The organism is Stenotrophomonas sp. X, assembly GCF_055721025.1.
This window is the reverse complement of the sequence record NZ_CM146756.1, coordinates 1,039,857-1,064,311: the sequence shown is the minus strand read 5'-3', so window position 1 is coordinate 1,064,311 and position 24,455 is coordinate 1,039,857. Positions and strand designations below refer to the sequence as shown.

The 24,455-nt window shown below is 67.4% G+C and carries 30 protein-coding genes; 21 read left to right on the top strand and 9 right to left on the bottom strand.

The window, feature by feature from the left end; genetic code table 11:
* Both ACZ75I_RS04885 and ACZ75I_RS04880 read left to right on the top strand, forming a co-directional pair.
* A complete protein-coding gene (locus tag ACZ75I_RS04885) occupies nt 1-822 on the top strand; it encodes a DUF3108 domain-containing protein (RefSeq protein WP_061480740.1) in 822 nt (273 codons plus the stop codon).
* A 2-nt stretch (nt 823-824) separates the two neighbouring features.
* Nucleotides 825-1,508: a DUF3108 domain-containing protein gene (locus ACZ75I_RS04880; protein WP_005415565.1), complete on the top strand. Its 684-nt coding sequence runs from the start codon at nt 825-827 to the stop codon at nt 1,506-1,508.
* Between the two features lie 114 nt (nt 1,509-1,622).
* On the opposite strand, the gene ACZ75I_RS04875 is transcribed toward ACZ75I_RS04880, so the two are convergent.
* The 3 genes from ACZ75I_RS04875 to ACZ75I_RS04865 are packed head-to-tail and all read right to left on the bottom strand — an operon-like array spanning nt 1,623 to nt 3,460.
* Complete coding sequence (locus ACZ75I_RS04875) at nt 1,623-1,940, bottom strand: hypothetical protein (protein ID WP_032957609.1); 318 nt, start codon at nt 1,938-1,940, stop codon at nt 1,623-1,625.
* On the bottom strand, nt 1,937-3,208 hold the full coding sequence (gene murA, locus ACZ75I_RS04870) for a UDP-N-acetylglucosamine 1-carboxyvinyltransferase (protein ID WP_134968817.1): 1,272 nt from the start codon (nt 3,206-3,208) through the stop codon (nt 1,937-1,939). The genes ACZ75I_RS04875 and murA overlap by 4 nt, the downstream gene beginning before the upstream one ends.
* A gap of 21 nt (nt 3,209-3,229) precedes the next feature.
* Nucleotides 3,230-3,460, bottom strand: a complete 231-nt coding sequence (locus ACZ75I_RS04865; protein WP_005408396.1) for a BolA family protein — start codon at nt 3,458-3,460, stop codon at nt 3,230-3,232.
* Between the two features lie 54 nt (nt 3,461-3,514).
* On the opposite strand from ACZ75I_RS04865, the gene ACZ75I_RS04860 reads away from it, so the two are divergent.
* From ACZ75I_RS04860 to ACZ75I_RS04785, 16 genes are all read left to right on the top strand, one after another.
* The gene (locus ACZ75I_RS04860; RefSeq protein ID WP_061479792.1) at nt 3,515-4,516 is read left to right on the top strand and encodes a KpsF/GutQ family sugar-phosphate isomerase; all 1,002 of its coding nucleotides are present in this window, start codon (nt 3,515-3,517) and stop codon (nt 4,514-4,516) included.
* Nucleotides 4,517-4,582: 66 nt separating this feature from the next.
* Nucleotides 4,583-5,131, top strand: coding sequence for a KdsC family phosphatase (locus ACZ75I_RS04855; protein ID WP_049415164.1), 549 nt, complete (start codon nt 4,583-4,585; stop codon nt 5,129-5,131).
* Nucleotides 5,128-5,703: an LPS export ABC transporter periplasmic protein LptC gene (lptC, locus tag ACZ75I_RS04850; protein WP_005415560.1), complete on the top strand. Its 576-nt coding sequence runs from the start codon at nt 5,128-5,130 to the stop codon at nt 5,701-5,703. The genes ACZ75I_RS04855 and lptC overlap by 4 nt, the downstream gene beginning before the upstream one ends.
* A gap of 101 nt (nt 5,704-5,804) precedes the next feature.
* On the top strand, nt 5,805-6,371 hold the full coding sequence (gene lptA, locus ACZ75I_RS04845; RefSeq protein WP_346476604.1) for a lipopolysaccharide transport periplasmic protein LptA: 567 nt from the start codon (nt 5,805-5,807) through the stop codon (nt 6,369-6,371).
* Nucleotides 6,371-7,090, top strand: coding sequence for an LPS export ABC transporter ATP-binding protein (gene lptB / locus ACZ75I_RS04840; protein WP_472958766.1), 720 nt, complete (start codon nt 6,371-6,373; stop codon nt 7,088-7,090). Before lptA ends, lptB begins: the two co-directional genes overlap by 1 nt.
* 40 nt (nt 7,091-7,130) lie before the next feature.
* On the top strand, nt 7,131-8,552 hold the full coding sequence (locus tag ACZ75I_RS04835; protein ID WP_154350342.1) for an RNA polymerase factor sigma-54: 1,422 nt from the start codon (nt 7,131-7,133) through the stop codon (nt 8,550-8,552).
* 58 nt (nt 8,553-8,610) lie between these two features.
* Nucleotides 8,611-8,928, top strand: a complete 318-nt coding sequence (hpf, locus tag ACZ75I_RS04830; protein WP_005415556.1) for a ribosome hibernation-promoting factor, HPF/YfiA family — start codon at nt 8,611-8,613, stop codon at nt 8,926-8,928.
* 21 nt (nt 8,929-8,949) lie between these two features.
* Nucleotides 8,950-9,402, top strand: coding sequence for a PTS sugar transporter subunit IIA (locus ACZ75I_RS04825; RefSeq protein WP_061479789.1), 453 nt, complete (start codon nt 8,950-8,952; stop codon nt 9,400-9,402).
* Nucleotides 9,399-10,349 (top strand): HPr(Ser) kinase/phosphatase, encoded by a 951-nt coding sequence (hprK, locus tag ACZ75I_RS04820; protein ID WP_005408388.1) that lies wholly within the window; start codon nt 9,399-9,401, stop codon nt 10,347-10,349. Before ACZ75I_RS04825 ends, hprK begins: the two co-directional genes overlap by 4 nt.
* Before the next feature lie 27 nt (nt 10,350-10,376).
* The gene (gene rapZ / locus ACZ75I_RS04815) at nt 10,377-11,261 is read left to right on the top strand and encodes an RNase adapter RapZ (protein ID WP_005415554.1); all 885 of its coding nucleotides are present in this window, start codon (nt 10,377-10,379) and stop codon (nt 11,259-11,261) included.
* Between the two features lie 260 nt (nt 11,262-11,521).
* On the top strand, nt 11,522-11,914 hold the full coding sequence (locus tag ACZ75I_RS04810) for a PTS sugar transporter subunit IIA (protein WP_019659454.1): 393 nt from the start codon (nt 11,522-11,524) through the stop codon (nt 11,912-11,914).
* Nucleotides 11,907-12,176 (top strand): HPr family phosphocarrier protein, encoded by a 270-nt coding sequence (locus ACZ75I_RS04805; RefSeq protein ID WP_005408385.1) that lies wholly within the window; start codon nt 11,907-11,909, stop codon nt 12,174-12,176. Before ACZ75I_RS04810 ends, ACZ75I_RS04805 begins: the two co-directional genes overlap by 8 nt.
* Nucleotides 12,177-12,178: 2 nt before the next feature.
* A complete protein-coding gene (gene ptsP / locus ACZ75I_RS04800; RefSeq protein WP_061479788.1) occupies nt 12,179-13,948 on the top strand; it encodes a phosphoenolpyruvate--protein phosphotransferase in 1,770 nt (589 codons plus the stop codon).
* 126 nt (nt 13,949-14,074) lie between these two features.
* A complete protein-coding gene (gene mgtE / locus ACZ75I_RS04795; RefSeq protein ID WP_061479787.1) occupies nt 14,075-15,436 on the top strand; it encodes a magnesium transporter in 1,362 nt (453 codons plus the stop codon).
* A 105-nt stretch (nt 15,437-15,541) separates the two neighbouring features.
* Complete coding sequence (locus tag ACZ75I_RS04790) at nt 15,542-15,808, top strand: hypothetical protein (protein WP_061479786.1); 267 nt, start codon at nt 15,542-15,544, stop codon at nt 15,806-15,808.
* 71 nt (nt 15,809-15,879) lie between these two features.
* Nucleotides 15,880-16,677 carry a carboxylesterase family protein gene (locus ACZ75I_RS04785; RefSeq protein WP_346476603.1) on the top strand — a complete coding sequence of 266 codons (798 nt, stop codon included), beginning with the start codon at nt 15,880-15,882 and terminating at the stop codon, nt 16,675-16,677.
* Nucleotides 16,678-16,830: 153 nt separating this feature from the next.
* Here ACZ75I_RS04785 and ACZ75I_RS04780 read toward each other — a convergent pair whose 3' ends face one another.
* From ACZ75I_RS04780 to ACZ75I_RS04765, 4 genes are all read right to left on the bottom strand, one after another.
* The gene (locus tag ACZ75I_RS04780; RefSeq protein ID WP_472958765.1) at nt 16,831-17,322 is read right to left on the bottom strand and encodes an REP-associated tyrosine transposase; all 492 of its coding nucleotides are present in this window, start codon (nt 17,320-17,322) and stop codon (nt 16,831-16,833) included.
* Between the two features lie 296 nt (nt 17,323-17,618).
* Nucleotides 17,619-18,569, bottom strand: coding sequence for an aspartate carbamoyltransferase catalytic subunit (locus ACZ75I_RS04775; RefSeq protein ID WP_072168199.1), 951 nt, complete (start codon nt 18,567-18,569; stop codon nt 17,619-17,621).
* Between the two features lie 16 nt (nt 18,570-18,585).
* Complete coding sequence (gene ruvX, locus ACZ75I_RS04770; protein WP_180869462.1) at nt 18,586-19,080, bottom strand: Holliday junction resolvase RuvX; 495 nt, start codon at nt 19,078-19,080, stop codon at nt 18,586-18,588.
* A complete protein-coding gene (locus ACZ75I_RS04765) occupies nt 19,073-19,639 on the bottom strand; it encodes a YqgE/AlgH family protein (RefSeq protein ID WP_058979385.1) in 567 nt (188 codons plus the stop codon). Before ACZ75I_RS04765 ends, ruvX begins: the two co-directional genes overlap by 8 nt.
* A gap of 91 nt (nt 19,640-19,730) precedes the next feature.
* Between ACZ75I_RS04765 and ACZ75I_RS04760 the strand changes: the two genes are divergently transcribed.
* Entirely contained in the window at nt 19,731-21,524 is a 1,794-nt protein-coding gene (locus tag ACZ75I_RS04760; RefSeq protein ID WP_472958764.1) for a DUF4153 domain-containing protein, read from the top strand.
* On the top strand, nt 21,521-22,066 hold the full coding sequence (locus ACZ75I_RS04755) for a DNA-3-methyladenine glycosylase I (protein WP_061479781.1): 546 nt from the start codon (nt 21,521-21,523) through the stop codon (nt 22,064-22,066). Before ACZ75I_RS04760 ends, ACZ75I_RS04755 begins: the two co-directional genes overlap by 4 nt.
* Nucleotides 22,067-22,125: 59 nt before the next feature.
* Here the strand turns inward: ACZ75I_RS04755 and ACZ75I_RS04750 are convergent, their stop codons facing one another.
* Together ACZ75I_RS04750 and ACZ75I_RS04745 are read right to left on the bottom strand one after the other, a co-directional pair.
* Nucleotides 22,126-22,833: a YitT family protein gene (locus ACZ75I_RS04750; protein WP_005415543.1), complete on the bottom strand. Its 708-nt coding sequence runs from the start codon at nt 22,831-22,833 to the stop codon at nt 22,126-22,128.
* A gap of 112 nt (nt 22,834-22,945) precedes the next feature.
* Complete coding sequence (locus ACZ75I_RS04745) at nt 22,946-23,158, bottom strand: DUF4287 domain-containing protein (RefSeq protein WP_472958763.1); 213 nt, start codon at nt 23,156-23,158, stop codon at nt 22,946-22,948.
* 396 nt (nt 23,159-23,554) lie between these two features.
* Between ACZ75I_RS04745 and ACZ75I_RS04740 the strand changes: the two genes are divergently transcribed.
* Nucleotides 23,555-24,451, top strand: coding sequence for a LysR family transcriptional regulator (locus ACZ75I_RS04740; protein ID WP_061479779.1), 897 nt, complete (start codon nt 23,555-23,557; stop codon nt 24,449-24,451).
* The last annotated feature ends 4 nt before the right edge of the window (nt 24,452-24,455 follow it).

Genomic DNA, 24,455 nt, shown 5'->3' with positions numbered 1-24,455 from the left:
ATGAAGACCACGACCCTGCTGTCCACTTCATTGCTGCTGTCGCTTGTCGTGCTTCCCGGCGTGGGTTGGGGCCAGGTGCAAGCGCCTGCGGCCCCTGCGCAGCCGGCGCCCGTAGTACAGCCGCCCGCAGAACCGGCCGTGCCGATGCCCCCCGCGCTGGCCTGGGAGCCGCCGCCGCTGCAGCCGTTCACCGCGACCTACCAAGCCTTCTACAAAGGCAAGGAGGCCGGCGACGCCAGCATGCAGGTCACCCACACCGGCGGCAACCAGTGGCGGGTGGACATGCAGGTGGTCGGCCGCCGCGGCTTCGCCAGCGTGCTGGGCCTGAACATCGAGCAGAGCACGGTGTTCGAAGAGCGCAGCGGCGTCTATGCGCCGCTCAGCCAGAGCACGGTGCGCAAGGGCCTGTTCCTGGGCAAGAAAGCGGTCGGCACGTACAACTGGCAGGCCGGCACCGCGCAGTGGAGCGGCGACGTCAAGAAGGAACGTGCGCAACCGATCCCGCTGCAGCCGGGCGACCAGAGCGCGCTGCTGATCAATCTGGCGATCATGCGTGATGCCCGCCCGGGCGCCACCATGCACTATCGCTACGTGGACATGGGCAAGGTCCGCCAGCACGACTACCAGGCCGCGCCGCAGACCGAGAATGTCGAGGTCGGCGACCTGTCCTACAACGCGCTGCGGGTCTACCGGACCAACGGCGGCAACAACGAAACCATCCTCTGGATCGCCAACGGTGTCCCCACCCCGGTGCGCATCCTGCAACGCGAAGACGGCGAAGACCGCGTCGATCTGCGCCTGATCGAATACCAAGGAGTCTGAGCATGAGCACCCTGACCCGCCCCCTCACCTGGATCGCTGCAGCGGCACTGTCGGTGGCCAGCCTGCCGGCCATGGCCCTGCAGCCATTCAAGGCCGATTACCTGGCCAGCTACATGGGCATGCAGGCCAATGGCAGCATGACGCTGAGCAGCGAGGGAGCCAACAAGTGGCGCTACACGCTGCAGGTGAAGAACCAGCTGGCCGACCTGAGCCAGAGCACCGTGTTCGAAGAGGTGCGCGGCCAGCTGCGCCCGCTCAGCAGCCAGGACCGTTCGGCACTGCTGGTGAAGAAGCGCAATGTGCAGGCCAACTACAACTGGACCAGCAACCAGGCCACCTGGACCGGCGACATCAAGCCGGACCGTGCGGGCCCCATCGCGTTGAAGACGGGCGACATGGACGCGCTGCTGATCAACCTGGCGATCGCCCGCGACCTGGCCGCCGGCAAGCCGCTGACCTATCGCATGGTCGACGAAGGCCGCATCAAGAACATGACCTACCGCGTGATCGGCAAGGAATCGATCACCGTGGGCGGCAAGAGCTACGAGGCCACCAAGGTCTCGCGTGCCGACGGCAACAAGGAGCTGATCGCCTGGATCGTGCCGGAATTCCCGGTGCCGGCGCGCATGCTGCAGCGTGAGAGCGGCCGCGATGCGCTGGACCTGACCATCAAGGCGATGAACTGACCGGAGATCCACGTCATCCACGCATGGCGTGGATCTACTGGAAACCTGAAGTAGATCCACGCCATGCGTGGATGGACGCCCCGGGAAAAACGCCCGCTTTCGCGGGCGTTGTTCTTACTTCTTTTCCTCGGCCGCGGCCGGCTTGAACTCGGTGCGGCAGTCCACGCGGATCTGCTCGCCGGTGCTGCGCCAGACGAAGGTGCGGCAATGGCGGTTGCCGTCCTGGCTGTCGTTCACCGCGACCGCGTAGAACGATTCGATGATCTCGTCACGCGAGACCGTGCCGTCGCCGTTCCAGTCCATGTCCTTCTGCTCGATGCCCTGGGTGATGGCGATGTTGGCGTACCAGGCATAGCCCAACCACGCCAGCACGATCAGCACCAGGGCCAGCAGCGCCTTGCGGCGCGGGCTGAACTTGCCGCGCAGGATCATGGCACGCGCCGGATGGTGGCGCCGAGCGAAGACAGCTTCTCTTCGATGTTCTCGTAGCCACGATCAAGGTGGTAGATGCGGTCGATGGTGGTCTCGCCGCTGGCCATCAGGCCGGCCAGGATCAGCGAGGCCGAGGCACGCAGATCGGTGGCCATTACCGGCGCACCGCTCAGGGTCTCGCTGCCACGCACGATGGCGGTGTGGCCTTCGACCTGGATGTCCGCGCCCAGGCGCAGCAGTTCGTTGACGTGCATGAAACGGTTCTCGAAGATCGTCTCGTTGATCACGCCGACGCCGTCGGCCACGCAGTTGAGCGCCATGAACTGCGCCTGCATGTCGGTCGGGAATGCGGGGTACGGGGCGGTGGTCAGGTTGACCGCCTTCGGCCGCTTGCCCTGCATGTCCAGGGTGATGGTGTCGTCGGTGGTCTCGATCTTCGCGCCGGCCTCGACCAGCTTGGACAGCACCGCGTCCATGGTGTTCGGGCGCGCACGGTTGACCGTGACCTTGCCGCCGGTCATCGCCGCAGCGACCAGGAAGGTGCCGGTCTCGATGCGGTCGGGCAGCACTTCGTGGCGACCGCCGGACAGGCGCTCGACGCCTTCGATGACCAGGCGGGCAGTGCCCAGGCCTTCGATCTTCGCGCCCAGCGCGATCAGGCAATGCGCCAGATCGGTCACTTCCGGTTCCATCGCGCAGTTGTCGAGGACGGTGGTTCCTTCGGCCAGCACCGCGCCCATCAGCACATTCTCGGTCCCGGTGACGCTGACCATGTCGAAGGTGAAATGGCCGCCCTTCAGACGCTTGGCGCTGGCCTTGATGAAGCCGTTCTCGACCACGATCTCGGCACCCAGCGCCTGCAGGCCCTTGATGTGCTGGTCGACCGGACGCGAACCGATCGCGCAGCCGCCGGGCAGCGACACTTCGGCCGCACCGAAGCGGGCCAGCAGCGGGCCCAGCACCAGGATCGAGGCGCGCATGGTCTTGACCAGCTCGTACGGCGCAACGTGCTGGTTGACCGAACGCGGGTCGACCACGATCGCACTGCCACGCGACAGCGTGCCCTGGTCGATGGTGACCTTGGCACCCAGCTCGCCCAGCAGCTTCACCGTGGTGACCACGTCGTGCAGGTGCGGCACGTTGGTGATCTCCACCGGCTCGTCGGCCAGCAGGGTCGCGCAGAGGATGGGAAGGACGGCGTTCTTGGCGCCGGAGATGCTCACTTCACCGTGCAGCGCAGCGCCGCCGGTCACAACGATCTTGGCCATGTATTCGGGATCTTCTGCGGTTCAGCCGGCTTCGGCCGGGGTCACGGTTTTCAGTGCCAGCGCGTGGATCGCGCCGCCCATCAGGTCGCCCAGCGTGGCATAGACCATGCGGTGGCGGGCCAGCGGCATCTTGCCGGCGAAGGCCTCGCAGACCACGGTCGCTTCGAAATGCACGCCATCATCGCCCTGCACATCGGCGCGGGCGCCAGGCAGGCCGGTTTCGATCAGATTGCGGATGGTGTCGGCGTCCAACGGGCTTTCCTAATAAAATGTGCCTCCATTCTACTTCCGCTGCGTGGCGTCCGCATGGCCGAATCCCTGTTGCCCCCCCGTTCCGTCGACCCTGCCGGCCTGGTCGCCAGTGGCCGCCGCGTGTTCGAGATCGAGCGGCAGGCGCTGGATGCCGTCGCCGACCGCCTTGGCGAGGCCTTCCAGCAGGCCTGCGAGGCGATCCTGGCCAGCCGCGGCCGGGTGGTCGCCACCGGCATGGGCAAGTCCGGCCACATTGCCCGCAAGATCGCCGCCACCCTGGCCTCCACCGGCACACCGGCGTTCTACGTGCATCCCGGCGAAGCCGGCCACGGCGACCTGGGCATGATCACCGAAGCCGACGTGGTGCTGGCCCTGTCCTATTCGGGCGAGTCCGATGAGGTGCTGATGCTGCTGCCGGTGCTCAAGCGCCAGGGCAACGTGCTGATTTCCATGACCGGCCGCCCGCAGTCGAGCCTGGCCACCGCCGCCGACATCCACCTGGATGTAAGCGTGCCGGCCGAGGCCTGCCCGCTGGCGCTGGCGCCGACCTCCAGCACCACCGCCTCGCTGGCGATGGGCGATGCGCTGGCTGTAGCCCTGCTTGACGCACGCGGCTTCACCGCCGACGACTTCGCCCGCTCGCACCCGGCCGGCAGCCTCGGCCGTCGCCTGCTGCTGCACATCACCGATGTCATGCACACCGGCGAGGACCTGCCCAGCGTGAGCGCCGATGCCAGCCTCAGCGAGGCGCTGGTGGAAATGAGCCGCAAGCGGCTCGGCATGACCGCCGTGGTCGACGCCGATGGCGTGCTGATCGGCCTGTTCACCGACGGCGACCTGCGCCGGGCGCTGGACAGCGCGCTGGACGTGCGCACCGCGAAGATCGCCGATGTGATGACCCGCAACCCGCGCACCATCGGTGCCGACCAGCTGGCCGTAGAGGCCGCGCGGCAGATGGAGACCCAGAAAATCAACGGCCTGATCGTGGTCGATGGCCAGGGCCGTGCGGTCGGCGCCCTGAACATTCATGACCTGTTGCGGGCCCGGGTGGTTTAACCGACAGTCCGTAGACCCCATTCAGTCTGTAATGCCCCACACGCCCCCACCGAGCCTGATCGCCTGATGCCCTGGTCCCCGCTGCCCGCGTTCCCCGCCCACCTGCATGCCGCTGCGGCCCGCGTCCGCCTGGCCTGCTTCGACGTGGACGGTACCCTCACCGACGGTCGGCTGTACTACGACAAGGACGGCAACGAGAGCAAGGCGTACTTCGTGCAGGACGGTCTGGGCCTGAAACTGCTGCAGCAGCACGGCATCCACCCCGTGCTGATCACCGCGCGCAACAGCCAGTCCGCGCTCAAGCGCGGCGCCGACCTCGGCATCGACACCCAGATCGCCGTGGGCGACAAGCTGGCCAGCGTGCAGGCGCTGTGTGCGCAGCATGGCATCGGCCTGGAGCAGGTGGCCTTCATGGGCGACGACCTGCCGGACCTGGCGCCGCTGGGCGCGGTCGGGCTGGCGGTGGCGCCAGCCAACGCCCACCCGTGGATCGCCGAGCGCGTGCACTGGCAGACCCGCGCCGATGGCGGGCGTGGCGCCGCCCGTGAACTGTGCGACATCCTGCTGGCCGCCCAGGGCCATGTGGACGCGGTGCTGGCGAGGTTCGGCGCATGAACCTGCCCACCCTGAACTGGCGCACCGTGCTCGGCATCGGCCTGCTGCTGGCGGCCCTGCTCAGCAGCTGGGCCGCCCTGCGCAACCGCGACAAGGGCCCGGCCACTGCCGGCCAGGACGCCGGCGTGGACTACATCCTGCACGACTTCCAGATCGTCGCACTGGATGAGCAGGGCAAGGAATCGACCACCCTGCGCGCACCGCGGCTGGAACGGCAGCGCGGCGACCAGACCATCAACATCGCCACCCCACTGTTCGAGATGCCGGACAAGGATGGCAAGCACTGGACCCTGCGCGCCGAGACCGGCTGGCTCAGTGCCAAGGGCGACGAGATGAAGCTGCGCGGCAATGTCGCTGGCGACAGTCCGGCCGATCCGGGCGTGGTGCCGACCACGTTCCGCACCGACCACCTGGATGTGTTCCCGAAGGAAAACCGTGCCCGCACCGATGCGCGGGTCACCATGACCCGTCCCGGCATGGAACAGTCCGGCGTCGGCTTCGAGGTGGATTCGAAGAACAACACGTATCATTTCCTCAGCCAGTCCAAGGGCCGTTACACGCCCCGACGCTGATTCCGCCACCCTCCTGCGACGTCCCCGGACCGGCGCAAGGAAGGCGGCCCACCCACCCGCCGCCGGTTTCCCGGACGGCCCCACCGGTAGAACGGACCCCGATGAAGATTCCCTTTGCAGCCGTACTCGCGCTCGGTCTCCTGGTTCCCAGCGCTGGCTTTGCCAAGTCCACCGACCGCAACGAGAACATGAACATCGACTCGGGCGCCCAGTCGGGCGTGCTCACCGGCGATGGCAAGACCGTGCTCTCGCAGGGCGTGACCGTTACCCAGGGCACGCTGGACATCCGCGCGTCCGAAGCGGAGATCTACCTCAAGGACGGCGAGGCCGTGCGTGCGGTATTCACCGGCAAGCAGGCCACGATGAAGCAGCAGCTCGACGACGGCACCTGGATGGACGCGGCGGCCGATCGCATCGACTACGACATCAAGACCGAGATCATCACCCTGACCGGCAGCTACAAGGTCACCAGTGCGCGCGGCACCAATGCCGGCCAGCGCATGGTCTACAACACCCGCACCGGGGAGATGAACTCCGGTGGCGATGGCAGCCGCGTGCGCACTGTCATTCCGCCGAAGAACAAGAACGCGGCGGCACAGCCGGCCGCCGCACCCAAGGCGGCGGCTCCTGCCAGCGCGCCGGCCAGGCCGGCGGGGAGCAAGAAGTAATGCTCGTCGCCAAGGGCCTGCGCAAGCGCTACAAGCAGCGCGAAGTCGTCAAGGAATTCGGGCTGACCCTCGACGCCGGTGAAGTGGTCGGCCTGCTCGGCCCCAACGGTGCCGGCAAGACCACCTGCTTCTACATGATCGTCGGCCTGGTCGCCGCCGATGCAGGCAGCATCGTGCTCGACGGCAAGGACATCACCAGCGACCCGATGTACACCCGTGCCAAGCAGGGCGTGGGCTACCTGCCGCAGGAGCCGTCGGTGTTCCGCAAGCTGACCGTGGCCGACAACCTCCGCCTGGTGCTTGAACTGCGCGAAGACCTGGATTCGGCCGGCCGCGAGCGCGAATTGAACAGCCTGCTCGACGAGCTGCAGCTGGGCCATGTCGCCGACCAGCTCGGTGCCAGCCTGTCCGGTGGCGAACGTCGTCGCTGCGAGATCGCCCGCGCACTGGCCGCGCAGCCGCGCCTGATCCTGCTCGACGAACCGTTTGCCGGTGTCGACCCGATCTCGGTGGGCGAAATCCAGCGCATCGTCACCCATCTCAAGCAGCGTGGCATCGGCGTGCTGATCACCGACCACAACGTGCGCGAGACCTTGGGAATCTGCGACCGCGCGTATATCCTCGCCGAGGGCACCGTGCTGGCCCAGGGCTCGCCGGAGGCGATCCTGGACAACGCTGACGTACGTCGCGTCTACCTTGGGGATTCCTTCAAGCTGTGACCGCAGGTGCTGGGTCCCTTTCCTTCCATTCGGCACAGGCATGAAGACTCGGCTGCAGACATCGTTGGGACAGCAGCTGGTGCTCACCCCCCAGCTGCAGCAGGCGATCAAGCTGCTGCAGATGTCCACGACCGAGCTGGAGCTTGAAATCGCCCAGGCCGTGGAAAGCAATCCGCTGCTGGACTGGGCCGACAGCAACGACAGCAGTGCCGCCAATGAAGGCGGCGACAACACGGACGCCGACACGCCGGCCGAACGCACCGACAATGGCGACGACTGGGCACCGGCCGAGCTCGACTGGAGCGCTGCCGGCAGTGGCGGCAGCTTCGACGATGATGATGACGCCGGCAGCGCCGCCGAGCGCGTGGCCGAAACCGAGACGCTGGCCGACCACCTGCTGTGGCAGCTGCACCTTTCGCATCTTTCCATGCATGACCGCAGCATCGGCGCTGCGCTGATCGATGCGTTGGACGACGACGGTTACCTGCGCGAACCGCTGGCCACCATCGCCGAAACCCTGCTGCCGTCGGTCCATGCCGATGAGGATGAAATCCTTGCGGTGCTGCATCGCATCCAGCGCTTCGACCCGGTCGGCGTTGCCGCGCGCACGCTCGGCGAATGCCTGCAGCTGCAGCTGGATGTGTTGCCTGGCGACACCGCGGGCCTGGCGCTGGCGCGGCAGATTGCCGCAGGCCCGCTGGAACGGCTGCCACGCAGTGGCGTCGCCGGTCTGGCCCATGAACTGAAACAGCCGCTGGATGAGGTCGAGACGGCGGTCGCCCTGCTGCGCTCGCTGGACCCGCGTCCAGGGACCCAGATCGCGCCGCTTTCGCAGGATACCTACGTGGTGCCCGACGTGGTGGTGTGGCGGCAGAACGGCATCTGGCGCGCGGCGCTGGCCGCCCATGCCGGGCCGAAGGTGGTGATCCACCGTGGCTACGAACAGCTGATCCGCCGCTGTGGCGAGGCCGACGCCGGCTACCTGCGTGGCCAGCTGCAGGAGGCGCGCTGGCTGCTGAAGGGCCTGCAGCAGCGCGGCGAAACCCTGCTGCGGGTGGTGCGCAGCCTGATCCTGCAGCAGGCCGGTTTCCTCGAGTTCGGCGAACAGGCGCTGCGTCCGCTGACCCTGCGCGAGATCGCCACCGAACTGGGCCTGCACGAGTCGACGGTGTCGCGCGCGATCGCCCGCAAGCATGTGCGCACGCCGCGCGGCACGCTGCCGCTGCGTGCCTTCTTCGCCTCGGGCATCGATACCGAAGGCGGTGGCGAGGCGTCCAGCACCGCCATCCAGGCGATGATCCGGCGCCTGATCGACGACGAAAATCCGCGCAAGCCGCTTTCTGACGCCAAGCTGGCTGACCTGCTCAAATCGTCGGGAATTCCAGTAGCGCGACGCACCGTGGCGAAGTATCGTGAAGCCATGAACATCTCCGCCTCGCACGAAAGGGTCAGAATCGCTTGACGCACCGCCGCGCCCGGCGGAGAGGTTCATTGGCACATCCGAACACAGGAGAAACCCGATGCGCATCGAAACGTTTGGCAAAGACGTCGAAGTCACCCCGGCCCTGCAGTCCTATGTGGAGGAGAAGCTGGCCCGGATCGGAAAACACTTCGACCAGCACTGCGAAGCGCGGGTGACCCTCAAGCTGCAGAAGACCGAACACCACGTCGACGCCAGCCTCAACATCCCGGGGCAGACCCTGCACGCCGAGGCCGGCGGCCAGACCATGTATGCCGCGATCGACCTGCTTGCGGACAAGCTTGACCGCCTGGTCATCAAGCACAAGGAGAAAAAACAGCAGCACGCACCGCTGCCGGTGGGCGACAATGGTGGCTGATCGCCACCGTTCCCCGCAGACATGCCCCTGACTGACCTCCTGGCGGCCGTGCAGACCCAGCTCTGCGCGGCCACCGACCGCGACAGCGTCCTGCAGGCCGCCGCCGGGTTGCTGGCCTGCCGCCAGGCCAATGCCGAACAGATCTATCTGAACCTGTGCCAGCGCGAAGCCCTGGGCAGCACCGCGATCGGCCACGGTATCGCCATCCCCCACGGCCGCGCGCCGACCCTGGACCGCCCCCGTGGCGCCCTGCTGCGCCTGGCGGCCCCGGTCGACTTCGGCGGCGATGAGCCGGTGGACCTGGTGTTCGCGATGGCCGTCCCGGCCCACTACACCCACCAGCACCTGATGCTGCTGTCCGAGCTGGCCGAGCTGTTTTCCGCGCCGGATATCCGCCAGGCCCTGCGTGAGGCCGGCGATGCCCGGGCCCTGCGCGAGGCGCTGGACATGACCCCACCTGCGAGCGCCGCATGAATACCAGCATCACCGCCCGTGAACTGTTCGAACAGCAGCGCGAGCGGCTGGGGCTGCGCTGGGCCGCAGGCAAATCCGGTGAGAAGCGCGAGCTGGAGGCCGGCAATACCGTCTCGCGGCGTCCCTCGCTGGCCGGCTACCTCAACGCCATCTATCCCAACAAGGTGCAGATCCTGGGCACCGAGGAACTGTCCTGGCTGGATGCGCTGGAACCGCGCCAGCGCTGGGAGACCATCGAAAAGATCATGCAGTCGCACCCGCTTGCGCTGGTGCTGACCCGCAACCAGGCCTGCCCGGAAGACCTGCGCGCCGCCGCCGATGAATCCGGCACGCCGCTGTGGTTGTCGCCCAAGCGCGGCCACGAACTGCTCAACCACCTGTCCTACCACCTGGCGCGCACGCTCGCACCGAGGGTGATCCTGCACGGCGTGTTCATGGAGATCTATTCCATTGGCGTGCTGATCACCGGCGAGGCCGGGTCGGGCAAGAGCGAGCTGGCGCTGGAGCTGCTCAGCCGTGGTCACCGCCTGGTCGCCGACGACGCCCCCGAGTTCACCCAGATCGCCCCGGATGTACTCGACGGCACCTGCCCCGAACTGCTGCAGGACCTGCTGGAAGTGCGCGGCCTGGGCGTGCTGAACGTGCGCGAGATGTTCGGCGACACGGCTGTAAAGAAGAACAAGTACCTTCGGCTGATCGTCCACCTGACCAAGCCGATGACCGAACCCACCCCGCATGGCTACGAGCGTCTGACCGGCGACTCGGGCACCCGCCATGTGCTGGACCTGGACGTTCCGCTGATCACCCTGCCGGTGATGCCCGGCCGCAACCTGGCCGTGCTGACCGAAGCCGCCACCCGCCTGCACATCCTGCGCACCAAGGGCATTGACCCGGCGGCCATGTTCATCGCCCGCCACAGCAACCTGCTGGAACGGCGAACACCCTGATCCTCCTGCCCCTCGAAGAGCCTGTCCATGAGCACCGCAATCCCCACCGCCCCGACCCTGATCATCGTCAGCGGCCTGTCCGGCTCGGGTAAATCCGTCGCCCTGAAGACCTTCGAGGACCAGGACTACTACTGCTCGGACAACCTGCCGATCCACCTGCTGCCGGACTTCGTGCGCAGCCTGCTGGCCAACCACGACGGCAGCGCACCGCGCCGCCTGGCCGTAGGCATCGATGTCCGCGGCCAGGCCGACCTGAGCCAGCTGGGCGACTGGCGGCAGCTGGCCACCGACGCCGGCGTGGAAGTGAAGGTACTGTTCTTCGAGGCCAGCGACGAAACGGTGCTCAAGCGCTACGCCGACACCCGCCGTCGCCATCCGCTGAGCCAGCTGGGCCTGTCGCTGCCCGAAGCGATCGCCCGCGAGCGCGAACTGACCGCACCGTTGCGCCGCGAGGCCGATGCGGTGATCGATACCAGTACCCTCAACGTGCACCAGCTGCGGCGGCGGATCATCACCGAGTTCGCAATGGACCATGCCACCGGCCTGTCGCTGCTGTTCGAATCATTCGCCTACAAGCGCGGCGTACCGGCCGAGGCGGACTTCGTGTTCGATGCGCGGGTGCTGCCCAATCCACACTGGGACCCGGACCTGCGCGCGCTGAGCGGCCGCGAGCCGGGCGTGCGCGACTATCTGGAAGCACAGCCCGACGTGCAGCGTTACCTGGCCCAGCTGATGGATTTCCTGGATACCTGGCTGCCGAAACTGGGGGATGGCACCCGCAGCTACGTGACCGTGGCGTTCGGCTGCACCGGAGGCAAGCACCGCTCGGTGTTCCTGGCCGAGCGCATGGCCCGGCACGCCCGCGAGATGGGCTGGCAGGACGTGGCCACCTACCACCGCGAACAGGATTGAGGGTGGTCGGCCGGGCTGCGCCCGGCACCCACCGAGGCCAAGGCAACGGCAACGTCAAACGCCTGCATTTCGAGGGATGCGGGGCGATGTGGGCTGCAGGACACGCCGTGGATGAATCTCGGTCAGGCATCGAAAAAACGGAAAGGGGCGGCCCCCTTTTCAACAGGAAAGGGCCCGGACCCGAGCAACGCTGAATACGGGACACAGTGCCCCTCATCTGCTGCTATCGCCAATTCACCTTGACCTGTTAACGTGCAGTAATGACCTGTGGCATTCTCCTCGTAACACATCCGGGGGTCGGGCCCGCCCTGCTTGAGGTGGCGACCCGGCTCCTGCGGCAATTGCCGCTGAAAACCGAAGCTTTCGAAGTACCGTTCGACGCAGACCTGGACGCCCTGCTCCCGCTCGCCTCGGCCGCCCTGCGGCGGGTCGATGCAGGGGATGGCGTGCTGATCCTGACCGACCTGTACGGCGCCAGCCCCGCCAACCTTGCCGGGCAGCTGGCCCGGCTGGGGACCCCGGTTCGCCGAGTGTCAGCGCTGAGCCTGCCGATGTTGCTGCGGGTGATGAATTATCCGGAACAGGGACTGGATCAACTGCCCGCCACAGCCGCGGCGGGTACCCGTAATGGAGCGATAGTCGACGATGCTTGAACGAGAACTCACCGTCAGCAACCGCCTGGGCCTGCATGCCCGGGCCACCGCCAAGCTGGTGCAGACCCTGGCGCCGTTCCGCTGCAACGTGACCATGGCCGCCAAGGGCCGTGAGATCAACGCCAAGAGCATCATGGGCGTGATGCTGCTGGCCGCCGGCCAGGGCACCCCGGTCACCGTGCGCATCAACGGCGAGGACGAAGCCGCCGCGATGGAAGCGGTGGTCGGCCTGTTCGAACGCCGCTTCGACGAGGACAGCTGAGCGTGCCGCGCGCACGCGCCAGCCAGGTCCTTTCCGGCCAACGGCCGGTACAGCTGCTGGCCGGCCACGGCGCCGCGCGCGGAACGGCGATGGGCCGGGCACGCGTGCGGCTGCCGCATGCGCTGGAGGTGGCCGAGCAGCGCGTGGCCGCCCACCAGGTCGAGGCCGAACTGGCGCGCCTGCACCGGGCGCTGGATGCCGCGCGTACGGAAATGCACGAGCTGCGCCAGCGCCTGCATGGCGCCCTGAACCAGGAAGTGGGCGAGTTCCTCGACCTGCACGCGCTGCTGCTGGACGACCCCGAGCTGCTGCACGGCCTGGACGAGCTGATCCGCAGCGGCCCGTACAGCGCCGGCTATGCCTTGCGCCTGCAGCGCGACCGCCTGGCCAAGGTCTTCGATGGCATGGACGATGCCTATCTGAAGAGCCGCATGGACGATCTCGACCATGTGATCGGGCGCATCCACGCCTTCCTGCAACCCGAACGGCCGTCGGCGGTGAAAGGCCTGGCCGGCGAGATCCTGGTCTGCGACAACATCGCCCCCTCCGAGCTGGCGCAGCTGCAGGCACAGGGCGTGGTCGGCATCGTCACTGCCGCCGGCAGCGCGCTGTCGCACAGCGCGATCCTGGCGCGCAGCCTGCACCTGCCCCTGATCGTCAACGTGCCGCAGCTGCTCAGCCGCATCGCCGATGGCGATGTGCTGATCATCGATGGCGCCGACGGCAGCATCACCGTCAACCCGCAGGCCGACAACCTGCGGGACTACCGCGTCCGGCTGAAGGAGCACGCGCGCGAGCAGCGCGAGCTCGGCCGCCTGCGCAGCAAGCCCAGTCGTACCCGCGACCAGGTCGACATTGCCCTGCTGGCCAATGCCGAATCGCTGGAAGACGTGACCCAGGCGCATGCACTGGGCGCACAGGGGCTCGGCCTGTACCGCACCGAATTCCTGTTCCTGCAGCGCAATGAGCTGCCGGACGAAGAAGAGCAGTTCCAGACCTACCGCGATGCCGCGCTGGGCATGAGCGGGCGGCCGGTCACCATACGCACGCTGGACCTGGGCGCGGACAAGGCCGACCGTACCGGCCTGACCCTGAGCAACGAAGAGAACCCTGCACTCGGCCTGCGCGGGGTGCGCCTGTCGCTGGCACGGCCGAAGGTGGCCGACACCCAGCTGCGCGCGATCCTGCGCGCGTCTGCGTACGGCAAGCTGCGCGTGCTGGTGCCGATGGTCAGCACCCGCGAGGAGCTGCTGGCCGTGCGCCGGCGCATGCTCAAACTGACCGAACAGCTGCGCGGCGAAGGCCACATGGTGTCCGACCATGTACCGCTGGGCGCGATGATCGAAGTCCCCGCCGCTGCGCTGGCGCTGGAGAGCTTCATCGACCTGGTCGATTTCCTGTCGATCGGCACCAACGATCTGGTGCAGTACCTGCTGGCTGCCGACCGCAACAACGAGGCGCTGGGCGAGTTGTATTCACCGCTGCACCCGGCCGTGCTGCGGCTGCTGCAGATGGTGATCGAGACCGGCGCGCGCCACCGCGTCCCGGTGGCGGTCTGCGGCGAGATGGCCGGTGATGCCCGGATGACCCCGCTGCTGCTGGCGCTGGGCCTGAGCGAGTTCAGCCTGCACCCCGGTACGTTGCTGGAGGTACGCCGTGCGATACGCGAAGCCGACCTGTCCGTGCTGCGCGCGCGCGCGCCGAAGCTGCTGGCCGCGCGCGACCGCCGCGCCATCGAACGCTGGCTGGCGCTGGTGGCGGAAACGGCCTGAGCGCCTAGGGTGGTGCCATCCGGCGGCTATGCGCTGAAACATCGCCTTGCGATAATGACGCGCTGAACACCCCTGTTGCCGCATCCTTGCCGGGATCGCGGCTTTTCTTATCCCGCGGGAGCTGCGATGGCTGAAGCTGTACGCCACGACAAGACTGCGCGCCAACTGCGGATGCTGTCCGATGCACTGGACAGCGGCCGGCTGGGCCCGGTACGTCGCCTGGTCAACACCCTGGCCCCGGCCGAGATCGGCAACCTGCTTGAATCGCTGCCGCCGGGCAAGCGCGAGGTGGTGTGGGGCCTGGTCGATCCTGAAGACGACGGCGAGGTGCTGGTCCACGTCGGCGAGGACGTGCGCGAAAGCCTGCTCGCGGACATGGACCCGGACGAGATCATCGCCGCGGTCGAAGACCTGGACATCGACGATCTGGCCGACCTGGTCGAAGACCTGCCGGATACGGTCATCGATGAAGTCCTCAAGTCGATGGACCGCGAGAACCGCGAGCGGCTGGAACAGGTGCTGTCCTATCCCGAGGACAGCGCCGGCCGCCTGATGAACCCGGACGTGGTGACCGTGCGCGCCGACGTCAACGTCGACGTCGTGCTGCGCTACCTGCGCCTGCGCGGCGAATTGCCGGACCACACCGACCACCTGTTCGTGGTCAGCCGGCGGCACCAATATCTCGGCCGGGTGTCGCTGGCGGCACTGGTGACCCACGAGGACACCACCCCGATCAACCGCCTGATCGACGACGAGCAGCCGGCCATCGACGTCGGCGAGAGCGACCAGGAAGTGGCACGGCAGTTCTCCGACCATGACTGGATCTCTGCACCGGTAGTGGACGAGAACAACATCCTCGTTGGCCGCATCACCATCGATGACGTGGTCGACATCATCCGCGGCCAGGCCGAGCACCAGGCGCTGGGCGCCGCCGGCCTGGACGAGGACGAGGACCTGTTCAGCCCGGTCTGGCGCGCCATGCGCCGCCGCCTGATGTGGCTGTCGATCAACCTGTGCACGGCCTTCCTGGCCTCCAGCGTGGTCGGCCACTTCGAGGGCACGATTGACAAGCTGGTGGCGCTGGCGGTGCTGATGCCGATCGTGGCCGGGCTGGGCGGCAATGCCGGCACCCAGGTGCTGGCGCTGATGGTGCGTGGCCTGGCGTTGGGCCAGGTGGGCGCCTCCAACGCGCGCACGCTGCTGTGGAAGGAAGTGCGGGTGGCCGCGCTCAACGGCCTGCTGCTCGGCTCGATACTGGGGCTGATCGTGCTGCTCTGGTTCCACTCGCCCGGACTGTCGGCGGTGATCGCCATCGCGCTGACCTGCAATCTGCTGTTCGCGGCACTGGCCGGCGTGCTGGTGCCGCTGACCCTGAAACGCTTCGGCTTCGACCCGGCGCTGGCCAGTGGCATCTTCCTGACTGCCGTGACCGACTCGATGGGCTTCTTCACCTTCCTCGGCCTGGCCACGCTGGTGCTGCTGCACTGATCCCTGCCGGACCGGATCCCCGCAACGCGGAGCTCCGACCCACACCAAGACCCAGGGTCGGATCCCCGCAGCGCGGGGCTCTGACCCGATTCCAACTGGACCCTCATGGCCACCACGATCGAAAACTATTTCCAGCCCGGCTGGCGCGACCAGCAGCACACCTGCCCAGCCTGCGAATGGAAGGGCAGCTCGCGTGCCATGGAGATGGAGCTGGACGAGGACGCCACCGAGTACGACTGCCCGGTCTGCGAAAACCCGTTGCTGGTGGTCCTGCACCCGGACATGGCGCAGGTGCAGGCCGCCGCCGCCAGCGGCAATGCCGAAGCCCAGGAACAGCTGGACATCATCGCCAGCTTCCCGCGCCCGCAGTGATGCGGCGCATGATGCCGCGTTGACCTGCGGCGGACTAGGATGCGACTGAACCCACCGCTCCGGGAACGTCGATGGTCCGTACGATGATGCGCTGGCTGCCGATGCTGGCGATCCTGATGATGGCCGGCTGCGCCTCGCACCCGGAAAGCGCACGTGGCCGCTTCGAATCGCGTGCGGTGAAAGTGGATGGCCGTACCGCCTATTACCAGGTGTTCATTCCGGCAACCGCGGCGCGCACGCCTGGCGCGCTGCCGGTGGTGCTGTTCCTGCATGGATCCGGCGAGCGTGGCGGCGACGGCGTCAAGCAGACCCATGCCGGGCTGGGGCCGCACCTGCGCAGGCACGCGGCCGACTTCCCCGCGTTGGCCGTATTCCCGCAGGTGCCGGGCCGCCAGGAATGGAGCGGGCGCAACAACCGCGTTGCGCTGGCCGCCCTGGACGCCACCATCGCCGAGTTCGGTGCCGATCCCTCGCGGCAGTACCTGACCGGGATGTCGATGGGCGGCTATGGCAGCTGGAACATCGCGCTGGATCAACCCGGGCGCTTCGCCGCGATCGTGCCGGTATGCGGCGCAGTGCTGGCGCCGCGTGCGGTGCGTCCGACCCTGTTCGTCGAACAGGTGGCCCAGGAATCCGATCCGTATGCCGTGATCGCCAAGCGGCTTCGGCACACACCGATCTGGATCTTCCATGGTGCGCTGGATGACGTGGTGCCGCCGGATGACGACCGCCGGCTGCACGCCGCATTCCAGAACGCCAACGCGCGTGACGTGCGCTACACCGAATACCCCGAAGGCAACCACAATGCCTGGGACGCCACCTACGCCGACCCGGCAATGTGGGCATGGCTGTTCGCGCAGAAGCGCTGAGCCATAGCTTCTGCTGGGAAACACCTGTGGGTGGATGCCAACCGTTGGTCAGCTTGGGTATTGGTGGGTGCCGACCGTTGGTCGGCTCGGGTATTGGTGGGTGCCGACCGTTGGCCGGCTTGGGTATTGGTGGGTGCCGACCGTTGGTCGGCACTATCTCTCCGCTTCGGGGTAATCCATTGCTTGGTACCTCCCATCGATCTCCCATCGGCACCAGGCATACGGATACTCTGCCACGCAGCTCGCCAAGTTCGCCCTGACCGGGTTGGCGACGATGTACATCGCATGGCGAAACAGTGATTCTTCAGAACGAATGGCGTGATCGTGATAGCTCGATTGCCAAAATGGTCCTGTCTTGCCCAGCGTGCGGTTGATCCGCAATGCACTGCTCGATTTGAAGCGTTGCATGATGTAGTCCAGCGAGAACGCACGGATCTCCACAAGCCAATGGATGTGGTCCGGCATGACCACATAGGCAAGTGAGCGCGTCAGGCCATCATCATCAATGCGACGGAACACATCCATCACCTCCTGTACCGCAGTGGCATCATCGAAGTAGCGTCGACGTTCCTGGGTGACGGTGGTCAGGATGTAGGATTGCCCGATCCGGGAATGGCGGCCAAGGCGTAGGCGTGCGCGGTTCATGGGCCCAAGCGTGCGCCTGCCGGTATCCCTCTTCTATCGGGCAACCACGTCAGTACAGGTAGGCCCGGAACCATTCAATGGCCAGGCCCGCACTTCACCGCACTGATGGTTCAGTGCCGACCAACGGTCGGCACCCACCGGATCGGCTGAGAACAGATCAGCCGTGCCGACCAACGGTCCGCACCCACCGGGTCGGATAAGGACAGATCAGCCGTGCCGACCAACGGTCGGTACCCACCGGGTCGGATGAGGACAGATCAGCCGTGCCGACCAACGGTCGGCACCCACCAAAGTGGTCAGCCCAGCAAGGTTTCCAGCACGGCCATGCGCACGGCGACGCCGTTGGCGACCTGGCGCAGCACCCACGATTGCGGGCCATCGGCCACGTCGTCGGTCACTTCCACGCCGCGGTTGATCGGGCCCGGGTGCAGTACCGCAGCGTCCTTGCCGGCACGCGCCAGGCGCGCGCGGGTCAGGCCGTACTGCGCGTGGTACTGCTCCAGCGACGGCACCAGGCCTTCTTCCATGCGCTCGCGCTGCAGGCGCAGCATCATTAGCGCGTCGACGCCTTCCAGCATCGCGTCGAAATCATCGCCGACCACGCAACCCTTCAGGGTCTCGTCGTCCGGCAGCAGCGACTGCGGGCCACACACGCGGATCTCGCCCACGCCCAGCGTGCGCAGTGCATGCAGGTCGGTGCGCGCCACGCGCGAGTGTTTCACGTCGCCGACGATCACCACCTTCAACTTCGAGAAATCCGGGCCCTTGGCCTGGCGCAGGGTCAGCATGTCGAGCAGGCCCTGGGTCGGGTGCGCGCTGCGGCCGTCGCCGGCATTGATCAACGCGGTGCCCTCGCCCGCCGCCTCGGCCAGCGCGGCCACGGCGCCGTCATCGGGATGGCGCACCACGAAGCCGCGCACGCCCATTGCTTCCAGGTTGCGCAGCGTGTCGCAGGCGGTTTCGCCCTTGCGCGTGGACGAGGTCGAGGCATCGAAGTTCAGCACATCGGCCCCGAGGCGCTGCGCGGCCAGCTGGAACGAGCTGCGGGTGCGCGTGGACGGCTCGAAGAACAGCGTGCACACCGCCGAACCAGCCAGCACGTGGCGCTTGTTGCCGACACGGCCGACTGCGGCGTCGCGGATCTGCCCTGCCCGATCGAGCAACTGCAGCAGGGTTTCGCGCGGCAGGCCCTCCAGGGTCAGCAGGTGGCGCAGGCGTCCGGAGGCATCGATTTGCTGGGCAGTCATGGCGGGAGTCGTGCAGTCAGGGAATGGGGGTGGCGTCGTCGGGGGACGACAGCCAGCGGTCGATGATCACCGCCGCGGCCACGGCGTCGAGGGCAGCCGCATCACGGCGACGCTTGCGCCCTTCGGCGCGCTCGACGGCGAAACGGCGGGCCGCCTCGACCGAGCTGGAACGCTCGTCGATCATCACCACCGGCAGCTTGAAGCGTTCCCGCAGCTGGCGGGCAAAGCCCTGCGCACGCTTGCGGTTGGGCTGGTCCTGGCCGTCCAGGGTCAGCGGGTCGCCGACCACCAGGCCGTCGGGCTTCCATTCCTTGAGCAGGCGTTCGATCGCGGTCCAGTCCGGGCCGTTGCCGTGCACATCGACCACCGCCACCGCGCGCGCATGCGCGGCGAAAGCACTGCCGATGGCCACGCCGATGCGCCGCGAGCCAACATCAAAACCCAGGACCGTGCCGTCGCGACGGATGGCCGGCGCAGCAGGAACCGGGGCGGGCATGATGGGCTCAGACATGGCCGCTGTAGTCGGTCAGCCGGAACAGGTCCACGCCGATGCGCGAAGCCGCTCCCTGCCAGCGCTGCTCCAGCGGCAGCTGGAACACCAGCTCGGCATCGGCCGGCACGGTCAGCCAGCTGTTCTCGGACAGCTCGCTTTCCAGCTGCCCTGCGCCCCAACCGGCACAGCCGAGGGTGACCACCGCATTGGCCGGGCCTTCGCCACGCGCCATCGCTTCGAGGATGTCGCGCGAGGTGGTCAGGTACAGGCCGTCGCCCACGGTCAGGCTGGAATCCCACGCGCGCGCGTCGTCGTGGATGACGAAGCCGCGTTCGGGATGCACCGGACCGCCATTGAGCACCATGCGCGCCTGCAGCTCGCCATCACCGGTGGTGATGTCCATCTGCGCAAGCACTTCACCCAGCGTGTATTCGGAAGGCTGGTTGACCAGCACGCCCATCGCCCCGTTCTCGTCGTGCTGGCAGATCAGCGCGACGCTGCGGGCAAAGGTCGCGTCGAGCAGCGACGGCAGCGCGACGAGCAGGTGATCGGCAAGGGAGGTCGGCATTACAGGCATGGGCCCATTCTACCTGCTGGGGGCGGGATGGTCGCGCGATGGCGCGGAACCGCGATGGGCTAGGATGGTGCTTTGCCACGGAAGGTCATTGATGCCATCTTCATCGCCCCTGACCCTGCCGGCACGCAGCGCCATCGTCCTGATCGCCCTGCTGCAGGGCCTGATGCTGTACGCCGCGCAGGAGCTGTCCGATGCCTGGCCCTTCCGCGATATCGGCTGGCGCTACTGCTGGTACGCCTGGGTGCTGGCCATTCCCAGCGCGGTGGCGCTGAGCCTGGTCGAGCTGGGCCAGCGCCGCCTGTGGCTGCAGGCCGTGCTTGGCTCGACGGTGGTGCTGGCGCTGGCCGGCTGGATCGGCTGGAACCTCAATGGCGAAACCGCACTGGAATCGGGCGCGCTGCAGTTTCCGTTGACCCTGGGCATGGGCGTGGCGGTGTTCGTGGCCCTGCCCTGGTGGCAGTTCCAGCTGCAGCATGGGCACTGGCGCGCCAGCTACCCCGAGTTGTTCGAGCACGCCTGGCAGAACGGTTTGACCCTGGCCCTGGCGGCGCTGTTCACCGGGCTGACCTGGCTGCTGCTGTGGCTGTGGGCAGCGCTGTTCCAACTGCTGGACGTGAATGTCTTCCGCGACCTGTTCCGGCAGGACGCTTTCATCGCGCTGGCCACCGGCAGCCTGGCCGGGTTCGGCGTGCTGATCGGGCGCACCCAGCACCGCGCGATCCAGATCACCCGCCAGGTGCTGTTCGCGATCTGCCGCGGGCTGCTGCCGCTGCTGTCGTTCATCGCCGTATTGTTCGTGCTGAGCCTGCCGCTTACCGGGCTGGAACCGCTGTGGAAGACCCGTTCGGCCGCCAGCCTGCTGGTGGTGGTGTCGCTGCTGCTGGTGACGTTCACCAATGCGGTCTACCAGCAGGGGGAAGACAGTGTCTCCTACCCTCTGGTGCTGCGCAGGCTGGTCGAAGCCAGCCTGCTGACACTGCCGGTTTACGCCGCGCTGGCACTGTATGCATTGGGCCTGCGCGTGGCGCAGTACGGCTGGACCCTGGATCGCTTCTGGGCGGTACTCGTCGCATTGGCCACGGCCGGCTATGCCGTGGGCTACGCGCTGGCGGTGCTGCGCCGGCAGCGCCGCTGGCTGCAGATGCTGGAGCCGGTCAACCGCTGGATGTGCTGGGCGGTGCTGGCACTGGCCCTGCTGGGCAACTCGCCCCTGCTGGACCCGGTGCGGCTGACCCTGTCCAGCCAACTGGAGCGGCTGCGCGCGGACCCGCCGGCGATCACCAGCAGCGACGTCAACGTGCTGCGCTTCGATCTGGGGCGCCGTGGCGTGCAGGCGCTGCGCGAACTGCAGCGCGATCCGGCCATCACCGCTGATGCCAACGCGCCACAGGTGATCGCTGCAGCACTGGCACGCACCTCACGCTGGGACGACGGCCATCGCCTCGATAAGGGGCCGCAGGACGTCGCCGCGCTTCAGCGCGTGCTGAAGCTGGCCAAGGGATCCAGTTCGCCACCGGGCGACTGGTGGAAAGCTCTGGCCACCCGATCGATCAATGGCGAATCCTGCGCCCAGAGCGAGCGCGACTGCCTGATCGTGCATCGCGACCTGGACGGCGATGGTACCGGCGAGGTGCTGCTGTGCGAGCTGAACACCCACCGTGGACCGGACTGCGTACTGTACGCACGTGGCAAGGATTCGCAGTGGCGCCGGGCCGGTGCGCTGTTCGGCACCGTCAGCGGCCAGGCCGAGACGATCAACCAGGCCCTGCGTGACGGCAGACTCACGCTCATTCCACCGCGCTGGCCGATGCTGTCCATCGGCGGGCACCCTGCGGTGGCCATCGATCCCGAATCCGAATCCGATTCCAACGAGCCTTCCCCATGAGCGGCTACTGCCTCATCGCCCCGGGCCATCCGGTGCACGACTATTACCACGCCAACGAGTACGGCTTCCCGCAGCGTGACGAGCGCGAGCTGTTCGAGCGACTGGTGCTGGAAATCAACCAGGCCGGCCTGAGCTGGGAAACGATCCTGAAGAAGCGCGAGGGCTTCCGCGCGGCCTACGACGGCTTCGATGTCGACCGCGTGGCGGCGTATGCCGAGCAGGACATCGAGCGCCTGCTGTCGGACGCGGGCATCATCCGCAACCGGCTGAAGGTGCTGGCGGCGATCCACAACGCGCAGGTGATCCAGCAGCTGCGGGCCAGCCATGGCAGCTTCGCGGCGTGGCTGGATGCGCACCACCCGCGCAGCAAGGCCGACTGGGTGAAGCTGTTCAAGAAGACGTTCCGCTTCACCGGCGGCGAGATCACCGGCGAATTCCTGATGAGCCTGGGCTACCTGCCCGGTGCGCACGCCGAGGATTGCCCGGTGCATTCGCGGCTGCTGATGCTGTCACCGCCGTGGTTGAAGGCCGCCGCCCGCTGATGGATCTCCGCGCGTGGGTGCCGGTAGTGCCGGCCGCTGGCCGGCAACACCGTTGAACGTCACACGCCCATGTAGCGGCCGGGGCGGTGGTTGAACATCAGCACGAGGCTGAGCACCACCGCGCCGATGGCCGAGTACAGCACCTTCGATGGCGACAACACGAAGAACGCGGCCACCATCAGGCAGGCGTCGTAGGACATCTGCACCTTGCCCGCGCTCCAGCCACGGGTGCGCTGCAGGTACACCGCCAGAATGCCGATGCCACCAAGGCTTGCACGGTGGCGGATGAAAAAGAGGATGCCCAGGCCGGACAACGCACCGCCGACGATCGCCGAGTAAAGCGGGTTGATGTGCGAGAAGTCGATCCAGCGCGGCAGCAGGTCGGTCAGCACGCCACAGGCGGTGACCGCGGCGAAGGTCTTCAGGGTGAATTCCCAGCCCATGCGCCGCAGCGCCACCCAGTAGAACGGCAGGTTGACCAGCACGAACACCAGGCCGAAGTTCCAGCCCATCGCGTAGTGCAGCAGGAAGGCCATGCCCGCCATGCCGCCGATCATCAGCCCGCCCTTGGCGAAGATGGCCAGGCCCAGCGAGGCCACCATCGTGGCCAGCACCATGCCCTGCACGTCCTCGGCGATCGAGTGACGCAGCGCTTTGTCGTCGGCGGTGGTGCCGGCGCTGTCGGGCGGCGGGGTCAGCGGACCGGCGGTGACCAGGTGGCCGTCAGCGTCGTCGCACGGCGCGGGGCCATGGGAGGGAAGGGACATGCGGGTGGGGGGAACAGCAGGTGGGGAGCGCTATTAGACACGATCCGCATGACAGTTGCAGATGAAATCGTTCAGCTGAATGCGTCCTACCCTGCCCTCCGCCGGCCGCTGGTTACCCCTTTCCGGCCAGGTGGTATGCCACCAGCGCGTTGGCGTGGCCATGGCCCAAGCCGTGCTCACTTTTCAGGAAGCTGACCAGTTCCATGTGTTTCAGGCCCTTCTTCCCCGCCAGCAGCCCAAACCAGTGCGCCACCGGCTGCCCGTAGGTCTTCTCGATGGAGGGGAAATACGAGGCCGGGCCTTTCGGCTTGGCGTCAGTGCTCATCTGCAGCTCCCGTTGAAGTCATTCATTCGACGAACCACAGTCCCTGAAATCGACATACCCACACGTTTGACCCGGTGCCGACCAACGGTCGGCACCCACCAAAGCAGAATGCCGTTCCAACAGCTCGCGGGAAACTGTCGAAGGCGGGGTGGCTCAGGTTGCGGGGCGTGAGCGCCATGGGCCCGAGGCATGCCTCGGGCGGGTTGGGCAGGACGCCCAACCCCGGTCTTGCCGTGTGCGCAGGACAGCGCACACGAGCAAGCGCGACCGAGCCACACGGACGGCGTCCCCCTCAACCGGACCCACCCCGCCATCCCACGGAATGCACGCATTTGACGTTGACGTTGCCTTGGCTTGAAGCAGGTGCCGGGCGCAGCCCGGCCGTATCATTCCCGCATGCCCCGCGAAAATCTCAACGACCTGCAGGCCTTCGTCCACGTTGCCCGCGAGGGCAGCTTCACCAAGGCTGCCGCCCAGCTGGGCGTGTCCCAGTCCGCGCTCAGCCATGCCATGCGCGGACTGGAGCAGCGCCTGGGCGTGCGCCTGCTGACCCGCACCACCCGCAGCGTCTCGACCACCGAAGCCGGTGCCCGCCTGCTCGATACCCTGGCCCCGCGCCTGGCCGAGATCGAGGACGGGCTGGCCGCGCTGGCCGAGTACCGTGAACGCCCGGCCGGCACCATCCGTATCAATGCCACCGGCCACGCCGCCGAGTACATCGCCTGGCCCAGGCTGGCGCCGCTGCTGCAGCAGTATCCGGATTTGAAGGTGGAACTGGCGGCCGACTACGGGTTGGCCGACATCGTGGCCGAGCGCTACGACATCGGCATCCGCCTGGGTGAGCGGCTGGCGCGCGACATGATCGCCGTACCGATCAGCCCGCCGCTGCGCATGCGCGTGGTCGGGGCGCCCAGCTACTTCCGCCAGCACGTGGTGCCGCGGCATCCAGACGACCTGGCCGGGCACAACTGCGTGACCCTGCGGCTGCCCACGCATGGTGGGCTGATGCCGTGGGATTTCGGCCAGGACGGCAATGAACTGAGCGTGCGCGTGAGCGGCCAGTGGACGTTCAACACCATGGGCATGACCCGCACCGCTGCGCTGGCAGGCAGCGGATTGGCCTGGCTGCCGGAAGACCAGGTGCAGCCGATGCTGGACGATGGCCGGCTGCAATCAGTGCTGGACGACTGGTGCCCGCACTTCGATGGTTACTATGCGTACTACCCTTCGCGCCGCCACGTGACCGTGGCGATGCGGACGGTGCTTGATGCGCTGCGCGGGCCGATGGGGTGAGGGT

Excerpts from the sequence above, each read along its gene's own strand:
- ACZ75I_RS04885 (WP_061480740.1), top strand. The coding sequence starts at position 1 with ATGAAGACCACGACCCTGCTGTCCACTTCATTGCTGCTGTCGCTTGTC.
- ACZ75I_RS04880 (WP_005415565.1), top strand. The coding sequence starts at position 825 with ATGAGCACCCTGACCCGCCCCCTCACCTGGATCGCTGCAGCGGCACTG.
- ACZ75I_RS04875 (WP_032957609.1), bottom strand. The coding sequence starts at position 1,940 with ATGATCCTGCGCGGCAAGTTCAGCCCGCGCCGCAAGGCGCTGCTGGCC.
- murA (WP_134968817.1), bottom strand. The coding sequence starts at position 3,208 with ATGGCCAAGATCGTTGTGACCGGCGGCGCTGCGCTGCACGGTGAAGTG.
- ACZ75I_RS04860 (WP_061479792.1), top strand. The coding sequence starts at position 3,515 with ATGGCCGAATCCCTGTTGCCCCCCCGTTCCGTCGACCCTGCCGGCCTG.
- ACZ75I_RS04855 (WP_049415164.1), top strand. The coding sequence starts at position 4,583 with ATGCCCTGGTCCCCGCTGCCCGCGTTCCCCGCCCACCTGCATGCCGCT.
- lptC (WP_005415560.1), top strand. The coding sequence starts at position 5,128 with ATGAACCTGCCCACCCTGAACTGGCGCACCGTGCTCGGCATCGGCCTG.
- lptA (WP_346476604.1), top strand. The coding sequence starts at position 5,805 with ATGAAGATTCCCTTTGCAGCCGTACTCGCGCTCGGTCTCCTGGTTCCC.
- lptB (WP_472958766.1), top strand. The coding sequence starts at position 6,371 with ATGCTCGTCGCCAAGGGCCTGCGCAAGCGCTACAAGCAGCGCGAAGTC.
- ACZ75I_RS04835 (WP_154350342.1), top strand. The coding sequence starts at position 7,131 with ATGAAGACTCGGCTGCAGACATCGTTGGGACAGCAGCTGGTGCTCACC.
- hpf (WP_005415556.1), top strand. The coding sequence starts at position 8,611 with ATGCGCATCGAAACGTTTGGCAAAGACGTCGAAGTCACCCCGGCCCTG.
- ACZ75I_RS04825 (WP_061479789.1), top strand. The coding sequence starts at position 8,950 with ATGCCCCTGACTGACCTCCTGGCGGCCGTGCAGACCCAGCTCTGCGCG.
- hprK (WP_005408388.1), top strand. The coding sequence starts at position 9,399 with ATGAATACCAGCATCACCGCCCGTGAACTGTTCGAACAGCAGCGCGAG.
- rapZ (WP_005415554.1), top strand. The coding sequence starts at position 10,377 with ATGAGCACCGCAATCCCCACCGCCCCGACCCTGATCATCGTCAGCGGC.
- ACZ75I_RS04810 (WP_019659454.1), top strand. The coding sequence starts at position 11,522 with ATGACCTGTGGCATTCTCCTCGTAACACATCCGGGGGTCGGGCCCGCC.
- ACZ75I_RS04805 (WP_005408385.1), top strand. The coding sequence starts at position 11,907 with ATGCTTGAACGAGAACTCACCGTCAGCAACCGCCTGGGCCTGCATGCC.
- mgtE (WP_061479787.1), top strand. The coding sequence starts at position 14,075 with ATGGCTGAAGCTGTACGCCACGACAAGACTGCGCGCCAACTGCGGATG.
- ACZ75I_RS04790 (WP_061479786.1), top strand. The coding sequence starts at position 15,542 with ATGGCCACCACGATCGAAAACTATTTCCAGCCCGGCTGGCGCGACCAG.
- ACZ75I_RS04785 (WP_346476603.1), top strand. The coding sequence starts at position 15,880 with ATGGTCCGTACGATGATGCGCTGGCTGCCGATGCTGGCGATCCTGATG.
- ACZ75I_RS04780 (WP_472958765.1), bottom strand. The coding sequence starts at position 17,322 with ATGAACCGCGCACGCCTACGCCTTGGCCGCCATTCCCGGATCGGGCAA.
- ACZ75I_RS04775 (WP_072168199.1), bottom strand. The coding sequence starts at position 18,569 with ATGACTGCCCAGCAAATCGATGCCTCCGGACGCCTGCGCCACCTGCTG.
- ruvX (WP_180869462.1), bottom strand. The coding sequence starts at position 19,080 with ATGTCTGAGCCCATCATGCCCGCCCCGGTTCCTGCTGCGCCGGCCATC.
- ACZ75I_RS04765 (WP_058979385.1), bottom strand. The coding sequence starts at position 19,639 with ATGCCTGTAATGCCGACCTCCCTTGCCGATCACCTGCTCGTCGCGCTG.
- ACZ75I_RS04760 (WP_472958764.1), top strand. The coding sequence starts at position 19,731 with ATGCCATCTTCATCGCCCCTGACCCTGCCGGCACGCAGCGCCATCGTC.
- ACZ75I_RS04755 (WP_061479781.1), top strand. The coding sequence starts at position 21,521 with ATGAGCGGCTACTGCCTCATCGCCCCGGGCCATCCGGTGCACGACTAT.
- ACZ75I_RS04750 (WP_005415543.1), bottom strand. The coding sequence starts at position 22,833 with ATGTCCCTTCCCTCCCATGGCCCCGCGCCGTGCGACGACGCTGACGGC.
- ACZ75I_RS04745 (WP_472958763.1), bottom strand. The coding sequence starts at position 23,158 with ATGAGCACTGACGCCAAGCCGAAAGGCCCGGCCTCGTATTTCCCCTCC.
- ACZ75I_RS04740 (WP_061479779.1), top strand. The coding sequence starts at position 23,555 with ATGCCCCGCGAAAATCTCAACGACCTGCAGGCCTTCGTCCACGTTGCC.